Origin of the sequence: Kribbella sp. NBC_00662, assembly GCF_041430295.1 — a bacterium.
In the GTDB taxonomy this organism is placed as follows: domain Bacteria; phylum Actinomycetota; class Actinomycetes; order Propionibacteriales; family Kribbellaceae; genus Kribbella.
Map to the genome: position 1 here is coordinate 3,971,783 of NZ_CP109029.1, position 13,369 is coordinate 3,985,151.

The window sequence follows — 13,369 nt, forward strand, 5'->3', positions numbered from 1 at the left end:
TCATGTCCGATACCAAGCCCAGGGTCGGTTTCATCGGCCTCGGTGACCAGGGCGCCCCGATCGCCCAAGCGATCGCTGAGGGCGGCTACCCGCTGCACGTCTGGGCCCGGCGGCCCGAGTCGCTGGCTGTCCTCGACGGCCATGCCTTCACCGTCCAGCCGGGCATCGCCGAACTGGCCGCCGCCGTCGACATCGTCGGACTCTGTCTGCGCGAGGACGCCGACAATCTGCAGGTCGCGGTCGACGGCGGCCTGCTGGCGAACCTGCGACGCGGCTCGGTGCTGGTGAACCACGGCACCGGCCTGCCACAGGCCGCGCGCGAGCTGGCCCGGCTCGCCAAGCCGTACGGCGTCGAGGTGGTGGATGCCCCTGTCAGCGGCGGCCACACGGTCGCCCTGGCCCGGCAGCTCACCACGATCGCCGGCGGCGACGCGCGGGTCGTCGAGCAGCTCACGCCGATCTTCCGGACCTTCTCCAAGGAGGTCATCCACGTCGGCCCGGCCGGATCGGGTCAGTACGGCAAGCTGTTCAACAACACCTTGATGATGATGAACCACCAGAACGTCCTCGAGGTGATGCACCTGGCGCAGGCGCTGGAGTTGCCGATCCAGCCGCTGCTCGACGTACTGCGCTCCGGGTCGGCGAGCAGCTTCGCGTTGCAGGCGATCGGGCCCTCGATCACATCCGCGAACGTGCATCACCTGCAGCCGCTGGAGCTCATCGACATGGAGCTGTTCAGCGGAGCGGTCGGTGCGCTGGGCGACCAGGCGCACGAGGTGATCCAGCGGGCCGTCGGCGGCGCTCGGGGGCTGGACGAGCTGACCGCGATCGTCGGTGCGTGACAGAGATGAGAGGGTGAACCGCATGGCCGAGCCGACCGCTGAGCGCAAACGGCGTCCCCGCGATTCCGGGGCGACCAAGGCGCTGCTGCTGCAAGCCGCGACCGAGGAATTCGCGGAGTACGGACTCGCCGGTGCCCGGATCGACCGCATCGCCGAGCGCGCGGGAGTCAACAAGAGGCTCATCTACGTGTACTTCGGGGACAAGGACGCGCTGTTCGACGCGGTCGTGGACGAGCAGGCGCGTGCGGTGGTCAAGGCCGTTCCGCTGGGCGAAGGGGATCTGACTGCGTTCGCGGCCAGCCGGTTCGACTATGTCCTGGCCAATCCGGCGGCTCGGCGGATCGCCATCTGGCGTGGGTTCGAACGAGCCGAGGCGACCGAGGCGGAGTTGGCGAGTTATCGCGAGCGGGTCGAGCTGGTCGAGGCCGCGCAGCGCGAAGGGCGGTTGCGGGCCGACATCCCGGCGGTGGACCTGTTCGCGATCGTGCTGCGGATGACCGAGAGCTGGTTGAGTGCGCCGGCGGGGCTGCGGGCGGCGGCCGGCGAGGACGCCGATCGCCTGGGTGAGCATCGGGCCGCGCTGCTGGCCGCCGTGCGGAGTGTGGTCGAGCCGCGTGGGTGAGAACAGCGTCACGGCCGGCTGACGGCAACTCGCCTAGGGTGGCGCCGTGCAGAACCTTCTCTCCGATGTCGTGGTCGTGGACCTGACCCGTGCGCTCGCGGGTCCGCACGCGGCGATGATGCTCGGGGACCTCGGCGCCCGGGTGATCAAGGTCGAGACCCCGGACGGCGGGGACGACAGCCGCGGCTGGGGTCCGCCGTTCGTCGAGGGCGAGTCGACGTACTACCTGTCCGCGAACCGGAACAAGGAATCGGTGACCGCCGACCTCAAATCGGCCGCGGGCAAGGACTTCCTGACCAAGCTGGTCCGCAAGGCCGACGTACTGATCGAGAACTTCCGCCCGGGCGTACTCGACCGGCTCGGGTTCTCCACCGAGCGCCTGCACGAGCTCAACCCCGGGTTGGTGATCCTGTCGATCACCGGCTTCGGGCACGACGGGCCGGACGGCGGGCGTGCCGGGTACGACCAGATCGCGCAGGGCGAGGGCGGTCTGATGAGCATCACCGGCGCAGTCGAACCGACGAAGGTCGGCGCCCCGATCGCGGATCTGCTGGCCGGGATGTACGGCGCGTACGGCGCGCTGGCCGCATTGCACGAGCGCTCGATCACCGGCAAGGGCCGCGTCGTACGGACGAGCCTGCTCGCGTCGGTGGTCGGCGTCCACGCCTTCCACGGGACGAAGTGGACGGTCGCGCACCAGTTGCCTGAACGGGTCGGCAATCACCACGCGCAGATCGCGCCGTACGGCATGTATCGCACCGCCGACACCAGCATCCAGGTCGCGGTCGGGAGCGAGGGGCAGTGGCGGACGTTCGCGCCGATCGTCGGGCTCGATCCGGCCGACGAGCGGTTCGCCGTCAACTCGCAACGGGTCGCCCACCGGGACGCCTTGACCGCGGCGATCGAGCAGGCATTCGCCGCCCAGCCGGCCGACGTGTGGCTGGAACGCCTTGCGGAGAAGGGCATCCCGGCCGGCAAGGTCCGCGACTTCCAGCAGGTGTACGAGTGGGACCAGACGCTGTCCCAGGGCCTGCTGATCGACGTCGACCACCCGACCCTCGGCACCATCCAACTCCCCGGCCCACCGCTCCGCTTCGACGACAACCCGTACGCCGGCGCCCGCGAAACCAACCTGCCACCCCCGCGACTGGGCGAGCACGACGAGTCGGTCCGGGCCTGGCTGGACGAGGATGCCTGAGCCGGGAACTTTACGTACGTAACCTCCGGGCCTTACCAGTGGCGTGAGAGGATCACCCGCGTGACTGCCTTGCCGAGTGTTTCGTACTCCATCACCGTTCGCCTCGAGGTGCCTGCGGGTGGCTCGACGGTGAGCAAGCTGACGACCGCGGTCGAGCAGGCCGGCGGTCTGGTCACCGCACTCGACGTGACCGCGTCCGGCCACGAGCGGCTGCGGATCGACGTCACCTGCGCCGCGGCCGACACCGAGCACGCCGGCCGGCTGGTCGAGGCGATGCGGGCCGTGCCGGGCGTCGAGATCGGCCGGGTCTCGGACCGGACGTTCCTGATGCACCTCGGCGGCAAGATCTCGATGGAGGCCAAGCACCCGATCCGCAACCGTGACGACCTGTCGATGATCTACACGCCGGGTGTCGCGCGGGTCTGTCTGGCGATCGCGGCCAACCCGGACGACGCGCGCCGGCTGACGATCAAGCGCAACAGCGTCGCGGTCGTCACCGACGGTTCCGCCGTACTGGGTCTCGGCAACATCGGCCCGAAGGCCGCGCTGCCGGTGATGGAGGGCAAGGCCGCGCTGTTCAAGCGGTTCGCCGGGATCGACGCGTGGCCGCTGTGCCTGGACACCCAGGACCCGGACGCGATCGTCCAGATCGTGAAGGCGATCGCCCCCGGGTTCGCCGGAATCAACCTGGAGGACATCTCCGCGCCGCGCTGCTTCGAGATCGAGGCCCGGCTGCGCGAGGAGCTCGACATCCCGGTCTTCCACGACGACCAGCACGGTACGGCGGTCGTCGTACTGGCTGCGCTCTACAACGCGTTGCGCGTGGTCAGCAAGGACATCACGAACGTTCGCGTGGTGCTGTCCGGCGCCGGCGCGGCCGGTACGGCGATCCTCAAGCTGCTGCTCGCCGCGGGGGTGAAGGACGCCGTCGTCGCGGACGTGGACGGCGTCATCCACACCGAGCGCGCGGGCCTGTCGCCGGAGCTGCGCTGGATCGCCGAGAACACCAACGCGGCGAAGTACAGCGGGAATCTGAAGGGTGCGCTGGCGGGCGCCGACGTGTTCATCGGCGTCTCCGCGCCGAACATCCTCGACGGCGCCGACATCGCCACGATGAACCAGGACTCGATCGTGTTCGCGCTGGCGAACCCGGTGCCCGAGGTCGACCCTGGCGAGGCCGGTGAGCACGCGGCCGTGGTCGCGACCGGTCGCAGCGACTACCCGAACCAGATCAACAACGTGCTGGTGTTCCCGGGCGTGTTCCGCGGTCTGCTCGACGCGCAGTCCTCGAAGGTCTCGGTCGACATGGAGCTGGCCGCCGCGAAGGCGCTCGCCGGTGTCGTCACCGACGAGGAGCTGAACGCGACGTACATCGTGCCGAGCGTCTTCCACCCCGAGGTGCACACCCGCGTCGCGCATGCCGTCCGCGACGCGGCCGGCGGCAAGGCGCCGGCGCACGAGACCTACCCGGACGACACTCCGGCGTGACCGTGGAAGTGGCCGAGGAGACGAAGGCGGGACGGAAGGTCTGGCTGTGGCGGATCGCGTTCGTCGCGGCGGTGGCGCTGCAGCTGTACGGCGTCTACTCGCCGCGTGAGGCGGGTCCGCACGTCGGCATCCCGCAGATCGACAAGATCGCGCACGCCTTCCTGTTCGCGGCGGTCGCGTTCACCGGGCTGAAGGTCGGCGTACCGGCGCGATGGTTGCTGGGAGCACTGGCCGCGAACGCGATCGTCAGCGAGCTGGTGCAGCACTGGCTGCTGCCGCAGCGCGACGGGGACCCGCTCGACGCGCTCGCGGATCTGGCCGGTGTTGCGATCGGTGCCTGGATCGGGTTCAGAGCGAACCGTCGTACGCCATGATGGAGGTATGACGGTCTCGACCCTGACCGGTTCGCTGCTGGTGGCGACCCCGTTGCTCGACGAACCGCCCTTCCGCCGGTCGGTGATCCTGCTGCTGGACCACGACGACGACGGCGCACTGGGGGTGGTGGTGAACCGCGCCGCCGATCTCGCGGTGAACCAGGTGCTGCCGGACTGGTCGACGACCGTGGACGAGCCCGGCGTGCTGTTCATGGGCGGCCCGGTCGGGACCGACAGCGCGCTCGCGGTCGCCGAGGTGGTCGAGTCCGCGGACCCGCCCGGCTGGCGCGGATGCTTCGGCCGGATCGGGCTGGTCGACCTCGACGTACCGCCGGTGCTGCTCGAGGGCGCGATCAGCCGGATGCGGATCTTCGCCGGGTACGCCGGCTGGTCCAGCGGTCAGCTGGAGGGCGAGATCGCCGAGGGCGCCTGGTACGTCGTGGAGTCGGTGACCGAGGACGTGTTCGGCCACGACCCGGAGACGCTGTGGCGCCGGGTCCTGCGCCGCCAGAACGACCAGATGGCCTACCTGGCGACGTACCCCGACGACCCCACGATGAACTGAGCCGGGCGGGCCCTACTCGCCGCCGCCGTCGCCGTCCCCGTCACCCGGGTTCAGCGAGTCCCAGATCTCCTTGCACTCCGGGCAGACCGGGAAGCGCTCCGGGTCGCGGCTCGGCACCCAGACCTTGCCGCACAGGGCCACCACCGGGGTGCCCATCACCATCGCCTCGGTCAGCTTGTCCTTCGGCACGTAGTGCGAGAACCGCTCGTGGTCCCCGCCTTCCAGCGGCTGCGTGCGCTCATCGACAACCGTCTCCGCACCCGGGGTCAGCTGAGTACTCATACCCCCGAGTGTATGACGTCCGGCCAGGCGATCCGGGAACTTTATCCACAGACTGCCCGTACCCCGACATGCCGTACGACGGTTGTCACATCCGTCAGGTAACGTTCCTGCACGGCCGACAGTCGACTATCGGGGGAGTACGCCGTCCGTGGATTCGCATCTGCCCGCCGCGCCAGCCGTCCTGCCACCGGCGTATCCGGAGCGTGCAGCGTGGGGTACCGCGAGCAAGCTGCGCGCATGGCAGTCCGAGGCGCTGAAGCTCTATCTCGACACCAACCCGCGGGACTTCCTCGCGGTCGCGACGCCCGGTGCCGGTAAGACCACGTTCGCGCTGACCGTGGCCGCCGAGCTGCTGCACCGGCGGGTGATCGAGCGGATCACCGTGGTCACGCCGACCGAGCACCTCAAGGTCCAGTGGGCCGAGGCCGCCGACCGGGCCGGGATCGCGATCGACCCCGCGTTCGCCGGGCGGCGCGGCAAGACCAACAAGGACTTCCAGGGCGTCGCGGTGACGTACGCCGGGGTCGCGGTCAACCCGCTCGCGTTCCGCGTCCGGACCGAGCGGTTCAAGACCCTCGTGATCCTGGACGAGGTGCACCACGGCGGTGACGCGCTCAGCTGGGGTGACGGTGTCCGCGAGGCGTTCGAGCCCGCCGCGCGCCGGCTCTGCCTGACCGGTACGCCGTTCCGCAGCGACGACAACCCGATCCCGTTCGTCACGTACGAAACGGCGCACGACGGCGTCGCCCGGAGCAAGGCGGACTACACCTACGGGTACGGCCACGCGCTGCGGGATCACGTCGTACGCCCCGTCATCTTCATGTCGTACTCCGGCGAGATGCGCTGGCGGACCAAGGCCGGTGACGAGGTCGCCGCGCGACTGGGTGAGCCGCTGACCAAGGACCTGACCGCGCAGGCGCTGCGGACCGCGCTGGACCCGGCCGGCGAGTGGATGCCGGCCGTCCTGGCCGCCGCGGACAAGCGGTTGACCGAAGTACGGCGGCACATGCCGGACGCCGGTGCACTGGTGATCTCCGGCGACCAGAACACGGCCCGCGCGTACGCCAAGACCATCCGGGAGCTGACCGGCGAGGCGCCGACCGTCGTGCTGTCCGACGAGAAGGCGGCGAGCAAGAAGATCCAGAGGTTCTCCGAGGGCGACTCCCGCTGGATGGTCGCCGTGCGGATGGTCTCCGAAGGCGTCGACGTACCTCGGCTCGCCGTCGGGGTCTACGCGACGCCGACCTCGACGCCGCTGTTCTTCGCGCAGGCGGTCGGCCGGTTCGTGCGGGCGCGGAAGCGGGGCGAGACGGCCTCGGTGTTCGTGCCGTCGGTGACCCGGCTGCTCGGCTTCGCGGCCGAGATGGAGGTCGAGCGAGACCACGTCCTCGGCCGGAAGAACAGCAACGAGGACGGCGACATCTTCGCGCTCGAGGACGACCTGCTGAAGCAGGCGAACCAGACCGAGGGCGCCAGCGACGAACTCGAGGGGAACTTCGAGGCACTCGGGTCGGACGCGAGCTTCGACCGGGTGGTGTTCGACGGCGGCGACTACGGCACCGGCGGCGACCAGGCGTCGGACGAGGAGCTGGACTTCCTCGGCCTGCCGGGTCTGCTCGAGCCGGACCAGGTCCGCGAACTGCTGCACAAGCGTCAGCAGAAGTCGCTGGCCGCTCAGAAGAAGTCGTCCCGGACGACGAGCGACCGCGAGGACCCGACACCCACCGAGCTGGCCACCCACGAGCAGATCGCGCTCCTGCGCCGCGAGCTGAACGGCCTGGTCGCCGCCTGGCACCACCGCACCGGCCAGCCGCACGGCGTCATCCACAACGACCTGCGTCGCAAACTCGGCGGCCCCGCGGCCGCCCACGCGTCCTCCATCCAGCTGAAGGAGCGGATCGAGCTGATCCGCGACTGGGCCACTCAGCGTCGCGCCTGACCCGCCCCGCCCACGCCGCTCCGACCGACGGCCACTTCGGGGGTTATCCGCGCGTGTTGCTCCTTCTCCCTGTGCATACGAGCGGGGAAGGAGCAACACGAGGGGATAACCCATCATGCGGAACGATGGGCACGACTGCGGGTCCCGTGGTTGGTCTGGTCCGACCTGTCGCTTGATCAGGAGCGGGTTGTCAACTCCTGGATGCCGATCACGTCCAGCAGCCGGATCGCCTGATCGGACTCCGATCCGGGCTCGGCGGTGTAGAGCACAACCCGCTGATCGCGCTCGGGGACGACCAGGACCTCGCAGATCACGTCGATCCGGCCGACCTGCGGATGGAAGATCGTCTGGCACAGCGACTGCTGCCGCCCGACCTCGTGCCGGGCCCAGATCTCCGCGAACTCCGGGCTGCCGTCGAGCAGGTCGCGCACCAGTCGCGCGATCTCCGGGTCGTCCGGGTAGGTGCTGGTCGCCGCGCGCAGATCCGCCGCGGCTTCGCGCGCGAACTCCTGCGTCGCCTCCTCGCCGAACAGCTCGGTCTGCCGATCGGTCAGGAATCGCAGCCGCAGCAGGTTCCGCTCGCGCGGCGGCAACGCGGAGAAGTCCGTGATCAGCGCCGCGGCCAACGGATTCCAGGCGAGTACGTCGTACTTCGCGTCCAGCACCAGCCCGGGAGCGTCGAGTCGCGCGAGCATCCGCAGTACGCCGGACCGCACGTCGGCAGGCGGTCCGGGCGGCGGACCGGGCTGCTCGCCGGCCAGCCGGAACAGGTGATCGCGCTCGTCGTCGGACAACCGCAGCGCCCGGGCCAGCCCGGTCAGAACGGGTCGTGACGGGCGCGGGCCGCGGCCCTGCTCGAGGCGGGTGTAGTAGTCGGTCGACATGGTCGCGAGGCTCGCCACCTCCTCCCGCCGCAGACCCGGCGTACGGCGGCGCAGTCCTGCGGGCAGGCCGACATCGCTCGGGTGCAGCGCCTCCCGGCGTACCCGGAGGAACTCGGCCAGTCCGTCGCGATCCACGATCCCAGGATCGCAGCCGGGGTGCAGGCCCAACCAGGGACTGCCGATCCCAGGGTCGGCCCGCTCTGCCTGGGGCGCCCGATCCGCCCGAGCGTTGAGGGCATGAACACGAACAGGATCGCGCTCGTCACGGGCGCCAACAAGGGCATCGGCAAGGAGATCGCGCGGCAGCTCGGGCGGGCCGGGTTCACCGTGCTGGTCGGGTCGCGGGACGTCGAGCGCGGCGAGCTCGCGGTGAAGGAACTGGTTGCCGAGGGCCTCGATGCGGTCGGGATCCAGCTGGAGGTCACGGACGAGGCGTCGGTGCGGGCGGCGGCCGAGCGGGTCGACGCGGCGTACGGGCGGTTGGACGTGCTGATCAACAACGCGGCGATCATCCCGGAGGGGGACGATGCGGTGTCGCGGATCGGAGCCGGCGTACTGCGGGAGGCGTTCGAGACGAATGTGCTGGGGCTCGTGCGGGTGACCCAGGCGTTCCTGCCGCTGCTTGCCGAGGACGCCCGGATCGTGAACCTGTCCACGTCGCTGGCGTCGTTCGAGCAGGTCGGGGATCCGGAGTCGCGGATGTCGACGGTGCTGACGCTCGGCTACAACTCGTCGAAGGCGGCGGTGAACATGGTCACGGTCATGCTCGCCAACGAACTCCGCGGCACGGGCGTCCTGGTCAACGGCGCTGATCCGGGGAACTGCGCCACCGACATGGGTGGATGGAGCGCGGCGCGTACGCCGGCGCAGGGCGCGGCGGTCGCCGTCCGGCTCGCGACGCTGGGCGCCGATGGGCCGACGGGGCAGGTGTATGCCGAAGAAGGCCGCCTCGCCTGGTAGCCCACGCCGCAGCCGGGCGCCGGCGAAGCGCATCGCCGCCGGCGCCCGGCTCGCGTCCGGCTGAGCGTCAGACGATCGCGCCGGACCAGGCGAGGGCCTGCTTGAGGAGCTGGCCGCGGCCGCCCTCGAGGTCGTTCAGGAGGCTCGGCGCCAAGGCTTCCTCGGGGGTGAGCCAGGTGAGCTCGAGGGCGTCCTGGCGCGGGTTGCATTCGCCGGTCACGGGGACGACGTACACGAGGGCGACCGCGTGCTGGCGCGGGTCGTGCAGCGGGGTCACGCCGGGGAAGGGGAAGTACTCCGCGACCGTGACCGGCACGAGCGTCGCGGGCAGGCGCGGGAACGCGGCCGGGCCGAGGTCCTTCTCGATGTTGCGCTGCAGCGCGTCGCGGATCGACTCGTTGTGCATGACCCGGCCGGAGACCAGTGTGCGGATGATCTCGCCGGTCGCGGCCGAGGTCCGCAGCAGGACCCCGATGTGCTCGATCTGGCCGAGGGCGTCGACCCGGGCCGGGACGGCCTCGACGTACAGGATCGGGACCCGCGTACGGGTCTCGGCGAGCGCGAACTCGGACAGCCAACCAGGATTCGGGTCAGGCGTTTGCAACGACGACGTCATGAGCACATCTTCGCGTAAGGCCTGAAAGCGGACCTGTACTGGGATGGACTCAGTCCGAATGTTGAGCGGAATCTTCTGGTCGCGTGGCTGGGGTCGTGCCAGCCGACCTGGGCGCCGATGGTGGCGACCGGTAGTTCGGTCTCGATCAGGAGACCGGCGGCGCGCTCGGCGCGGATGCGGTTCAGGTAGGCCATCGGGGACATGCCGACGGACTTGCCGAAGAGCCGGATCAGGTACCCGGGGGCGAGGTTGACGCGTGCACCGAGCTGTTCCAGTGTCCAAGGCTCGGCGAGGTCAGCCTCCAGGAGACGCATCGCATGCTGTACGGCGGGATGCGCCGGCGCCTGCGTGCCGGGTGAGGCGCCCGGGACGAGCGCGCCGGAGAGGAGCCCGAACACGTCCGGCCCGAGGTAAGCGTTGCGGACGACCAGGCCGGCGCAGTCGACGTACCCGTGCCACTCGCCGGGCCGCAGTACCACCACCGAGTCCGGCGCCAGCTCGACCTCGCCCGCGGCCGACACATGCACACCGCGCCCCGCAACGACCACCGCGATCTCGAAGAACGCGTGGCTGTGGACGGCGACATCGGCGACCAGCTCCAGCCGCTCGCCGGCGACCGGCAATCGCGGGTCCGGGAACACCGCGCTGCTCAGCACGTTGTGCACGACCGCCTCCAGGAGGTCAAGATCAGTCAAGTCCTGGTCAACCACTGCCTGTCCACGGCAGCGGCGAACCGCGAGCCTGGAATCACCTTCCCGTCAACGGAATCCAGGAGCACGCCGATGACCACGACCGAGCCTACGACACCGCTCACGCTCGACGAAGAGACGATTTCCGCCTATCGCCGCGACGGCGTGGTGCGGATCAAAAACATCATCGGCCGCGAGGAGGCGGCCCGGTTCGCGGACGCCGCCGTCGCCGCGACCGAGAAGGTCGACGACCTGTTCAAGGAGTCGAAGATCTTCAACCAGTACGTCAACGTCTGGCGTGAGAACGACGTACTGCGTGAGCTCACCCTCGACCCGCGGCTCGCCGCGGCGGCGACCGCGCTGGCCGGCGTACCGCTGCGGATCTGGCACGACCAGGTGCTGATCAAGCCGCCGCACAACGGCGCGGCGACCGAGTTCCACCAGGACGCGCCGTACTGGCCGCATGCCGGTTCCCGGGCCTCGCTGTCGGCGTGGATCGCGCTGGTCGACGTACCGGTCGAGCGTGGGTGCATGACGTTCATCCCCGGATCGCAGGACCACCAGAACCTGCGCAGTCAGGATCTGTCCGACCGCGACGACCTGTTCCGGGCCGCGCCCGACCTGCGCTGGGAGGAGCGGCTGACGATCCCGCTGCAGGCCGGCGACTGCACCTTCCACAACGCCTACCTCGCGCACTCGGCGACGCCGAACCTCACCGACGACCCGCGGATCGCGCACGTCAACATCTACTTCGACGCCGAGGCGACCTACACCGGCGCCGGTCACGTGGTCACCGACGGCCTCGGCCTGACCGTCGGCGCACCACTCGAGCACGAACTGTTCCCGACTGTTTAATGTTTCACCGCGTGACATAAGTTGTCGTTGTGCGTCTGCTCACCGACATCCGCCCGTTGCGTGAGTCCGCCGATTTCCGGCGGCTGTGGGTCGGGTCGACGGTGTCGCAGCTCGGTCAGCAGATGACCGCGGTGACCGTGTCGATCCAGGTGTACGCGATCACGCATTCGACCTTCTCGGTCGGGCTCGTCGGGTTGTTCTCACTGGTCCCGCTGGTCGTCTTCGGGCTGTACGGCGGGGCGATGGCCGACGCGATCGACCGCCGCATCCTCTCGCTCGTCTCGTCGGCCGGGTTGTGGCTGCTGTCGATGGTCCTGGTGCTCCAGTCGCATCTGGACTGGGGCAAGGTCTGGGTGCTGTACGCCGTCGTCGCGTGTCAGTCGGCGTGCTTCGCGGTCAACAACCCGGCGCGGTCCGCGATCATCCCGCGGCTGATCCGCCCCGAGCTGCTGCCGGCCGCGAACACGCTCAGCCAGGCCGCGTTCAACCTGGGCTTCACCGCCGGGCCGCTGCTCGGTGCGGCGGTGATCGCCTGGCACGGGTTCGCGGCGGCGTACCTGGTCGACGTGATCACGTTCACCGCGGCGCTCTACGCGCTGTTCCGGCTGCCGGCGGTGCCGCCGACCGGTGCGATCCGGCGGGCGGGACTGCGGTCGGTGCTGGAGGGGTTCACGTTCCTGCGGGCCGCGCCGGCGCTGCTCGCGACGTTCCTCGCGGACATCCTCGCGATGGTGTTCGCCCAGCCGCGGGCGTTGTTCCCGGCGGTGGCGGGGGCGTTCTTCGGTGGCGGCGTTCGGACGGTCGGTCTGCTGCAGGCCGCGCCGGCGATCGGGGCACTGATCGGCGTGATCTTCTCCGGCTGGGTGACCCGGGTGCGCCGTCAGGGCGTGGCGATCGTGCTGGCGATCTCGGCGTACGCCGCGGCCGTCGGGCTGTTCGGCTTGTCGCGGACGATCTGGCTCGGGGTGGCGCTGCTCGCGATGTCCGGTGCGGCCGACATGGTGAGTTCGGCGTACCGGAACACGGTGCTGCAGTCCGCGGCGCCGGATGCGATGCGCGGACGGCTGCAGGGCGTCTTCATCGTCGTCGTGGCCGGTGGGCCGAGGCTCGGGGACTTCGTCGCGGGTACGACGGCGTCGTTGACCAGCCCCACGATCGCGCTGCTCGGAGGCGCCGCCGTCTGCATCACCGGCCTGCTGATCCTGCTCGCGCGGAACCGGCCGTTCCGGGTGTACGACTCGCAGACCCGCGCGCTCAGCTAGCGCCTGGTCAGCCGCCGGTCGCGAGCTTCTTCAGCACCGTGAACCAGGAGTCCAGGTCCGGGTTGATCTCGGTCATCGGCTTGTCGCCGACGGTCACCAGCTTGCGGTCACCGAGCGGCTTCTTCAGCTTGAACGCGGTCAGCGAGGCGTTGTCCTCCGGCGGACACGGGGTGTCGACGTCGACGAACACCATCACCTTGTCCTCCTGCTCGTCGACCCGCAGATCGCCCGCGCAGGAGATGCCGGTCCCGATCAGCAGGTCGCCCTCGTCGTACTTCGGGGCGTTCTGGATCCACTTCAGGTACGCCGGTTTGTTGCCCTTGATCAGCTGGTAGTTCTGCACGGGTTGCGGGGTCTTCTCCGTGCTCGGGCCCTTGCCGTCGCCGAGGAAGGTGCCGAAGACCATGTCGACGCACGGGTCCTTCGCGCCCGGGCCGTCGATCGCGCCGAACGCCTTCGCGGCCTTGTAGCAGCCGACCGCCTCACGGTTGAACGAGATGTTGAAGCCGACCATGATCAGTGCGCCGACGACCAGTGCGACGGCGAGCATCCGACGGCTCTTCAGTTGCTGCGGACCGAGGACGCCGGCTGCGCGCCGGGCCTCCTCCGGGGTGGCGTCGGCGGGGATCGGAGCGGTGCGGAACAGGGCCATGATCGAGCTCGTCCACTGCGGATTGATCAGGGTCGGAACGGCATAGACCAGGATCAGCACCACGGCCACGAGGACGGCAGGCAGCAGCGACCAGTAATTTCGCACGGCAGCAAGATACGGGGCCATCGGTCCGCGCCCGAA

General features: G+C 69.9%; 15 protein-coding genes. 10 read left to right on the forward strand and 5 right to left on the reverse strand.

From position 1 onward, the window contains the following. Positions 1–2: 2 nt before the first annotated feature. Genes OHA10_RS20025 through OHA10_RS20050 form a run of 6 tightly spaced genes read left to right on the forward strand, consistent with a single transcriptional unit; the run spans position 3 to position 5,089 of the window. Positions 3–842, forward strand: a complete 840-nt coding sequence (locus tag OHA10_RS20025) for an NAD(P)-dependent oxidoreductase (protein WP_371407758.1) — start codon at positions 3–5, stop codon at positions 840–842. 22 nt (positions 843–864) lie between these two features. Further along, complete coding sequence (locus OHA10_RS20030) at positions 865–1,464, forward strand: TetR/AcrR family transcriptional regulator (RefSeq protein ID WP_371407759.1); 600 nt, start codon at positions 865–867, stop codon at positions 1,462–1,464. Positions 1,465–1,510: 46 nt separating this feature from the next. Continuing rightward, entirely contained in the window at positions 1,511–2,662 is a 1,152-nt protein-coding gene (locus OHA10_RS20035; protein ID WP_371407760.1) for a CaiB/BaiF CoA transferase family protein, read from the forward strand. Positions 2,663–2,722: 60 nt separating this feature from the next. Further along, positions 2,723–4,150: an NAD-dependent malic enzyme gene (locus OHA10_RS20040; RefSeq protein ID WP_371407761.1), complete on the forward strand. Its 1,428-nt coding sequence runs from the start codon at positions 2,723–2,725 to the stop codon at positions 4,148–4,150. Then, positions 4,147–4,524 carry a VanZ family protein gene (locus OHA10_RS20045; RefSeq protein ID WP_371407762.1) on the forward strand — a complete coding sequence of 126 codons (378 nt, stop codon included), beginning with the start codon at positions 4,147–4,149 and terminating at the stop codon, positions 4,522–4,524. Before OHA10_RS20040 ends, OHA10_RS20045 begins: the two co-directional genes overlap by 4 nt. A gap of 7 nt (positions 4,525–4,531) precedes the next feature. Next, a complete protein-coding gene (locus OHA10_RS20050; RefSeq protein ID WP_371407763.1) occupies positions 4,532–5,089 on the forward strand; it encodes a YqgE/AlgH family protein in 558 nt (185 codons plus the stop codon). Positions 5,090–5,101: 12 nt separating this feature from the next. On the opposite strand, the gene OHA10_RS20055 is transcribed toward OHA10_RS20050, so the two are convergent. After that, complete coding sequence (locus OHA10_RS20055) at positions 5,102–5,371, reverse strand: DUF3039 domain-containing protein (RefSeq protein WP_371407764.1); 270 nt, start codon at positions 5,369–5,371, stop codon at positions 5,102–5,104. Between the two features lie 148 nt (positions 5,372–5,519). Between OHA10_RS20055 and OHA10_RS20060 the strand changes: the two genes are divergently transcribed. After that, complete coding sequence (locus OHA10_RS20060) at positions 5,520–7,310, forward strand: DEAD/DEAH box helicase (RefSeq protein ID WP_371407765.1); 1,791 nt, start codon at positions 5,520–5,522, stop codon at positions 7,308–7,310. A gap of 176 nt (positions 7,311–7,486) precedes the next feature. Here the strand turns inward: OHA10_RS20060 and OHA10_RS20065 are convergent, their stop codons facing one another. Continuing rightward, a complete protein-coding gene (locus tag OHA10_RS20065) occupies positions 7,487–8,329 on the reverse strand; it encodes a helix-turn-helix transcriptional regulator (protein ID WP_371407766.1) in 843 nt (280 codons plus the stop codon). Between the two features lie 102 nt (positions 8,330–8,431). Here OHA10_RS20065 and OHA10_RS20070 point away from each other — a divergent pair, with 102 nt between their 5' ends. Further along, the gene (locus OHA10_RS20070) at positions 8,432–9,154 is read left to right on the forward strand and encodes an SDR family oxidoreductase (RefSeq protein ID WP_371407767.1); all 723 of its coding nucleotides are present in this window, start codon (positions 8,432–8,434) and stop codon (positions 9,152–9,154) included. A 67-nt stretch (positions 9,155–9,221) separates the two neighbouring features. Here the strand turns inward: OHA10_RS20070 and OHA10_RS20075 are convergent, their stop codons facing one another. Both OHA10_RS20075 and OHA10_RS20080 read right to left on the reverse strand, forming a co-directional pair. Beyond that, entirely contained in the window at positions 9,222–9,770 is a 549-nt protein-coding gene (locus tag OHA10_RS20075) for an NUDIX hydrolase family protein (RefSeq protein ID WP_134104901.1), read from the reverse strand. Then, the gene (locus tag OHA10_RS20080) at positions 9,767–10,465 is read right to left on the reverse strand and encodes a helix-turn-helix domain-containing protein (RefSeq protein ID WP_371407768.1); all 699 of its coding nucleotides are present in this window, start codon (positions 10,463–10,465) and stop codon (positions 9,767–9,769) included. Before OHA10_RS20080 ends, OHA10_RS20075 begins: the two co-directional genes overlap by 4 nt. Before the next feature lie 87 nt (positions 10,466–10,552). Between OHA10_RS20080 and OHA10_RS20085 the strand changes: the two genes are divergently transcribed. Continuing rightward, entirely contained in the window at positions 10,553–11,314 is a 762-nt protein-coding gene (locus OHA10_RS20085; protein ID WP_371407769.1) for a phytanoyl-CoA dioxygenase family protein, read from the forward strand. A 29-nt stretch (positions 11,315–11,343) separates the two neighbouring features. After that, on the forward strand, positions 11,344–12,576 hold the full coding sequence (locus OHA10_RS20090; RefSeq protein ID WP_371407770.1) for an MFS transporter: 1,233 nt from the start codon (positions 11,344–11,346) through the stop codon (positions 12,574–12,576). Positions 12,577–12,583: 7 nt separating this feature from the next. Here the strand turns inward: OHA10_RS20090 and OHA10_RS20095 are convergent, their stop codons facing one another. Continuing rightward, entirely contained in the window at positions 12,584–13,333 is a 750-nt protein-coding gene (locus OHA10_RS20095) for a hypothetical protein (RefSeq protein ID WP_371407771.1), read from the reverse strand. Positions 13,334–13,369: the final 36 nt, after the last annotated feature.

Excerpts from the sequence above, each read along its gene's own strand:
- OHA10_RS20070 (WP_371407767.1), top strand. The coding sequence starts at position 8,432 with ATGAACACGAACAGGATCGCGCTCGTCACGGGCGCCAACAAGGGCATC.
- OHA10_RS20025 (WP_371407758.1), top strand. The coding sequence starts at position 3 with ATGTCCGATACCAAGCCCAGGGTCGGTTTCATCGGCCTCGGTGACCAG.
- OHA10_RS20085 (WP_371407769.1), top strand. The coding sequence starts at position 10,553 with ATGACCACGACCGAGCCTACGACACCGCTCACGCTCGACGAAGAGACG.
- OHA10_RS20075 (WP_134104901.1), bottom strand. The coding sequence starts at position 9,770 with ATGACGTCGTCGTTGCAAACGCCTGACCCGAATCCTGGTTGGCTGTCC.
- OHA10_RS20050 (WP_371407763.1), top strand. The coding sequence starts at position 4,532 with ATGACGGTCTCGACCCTGACCGGTTCGCTGCTGGTGGCGACCCCGTTG.
- OHA10_RS20055 (WP_371407764.1), bottom strand. The coding sequence starts at position 5,371 with ATGAGTACTCAGCTGACCCCGGGTGCGGAGACGGTTGTCGATGAGCGC.
- OHA10_RS20030 (WP_371407759.1), top strand. The coding sequence starts at position 865 with ATGGCCGAGCCGACCGCTGAGCGCAAACGGCGTCCCCGCGATTCCGGG.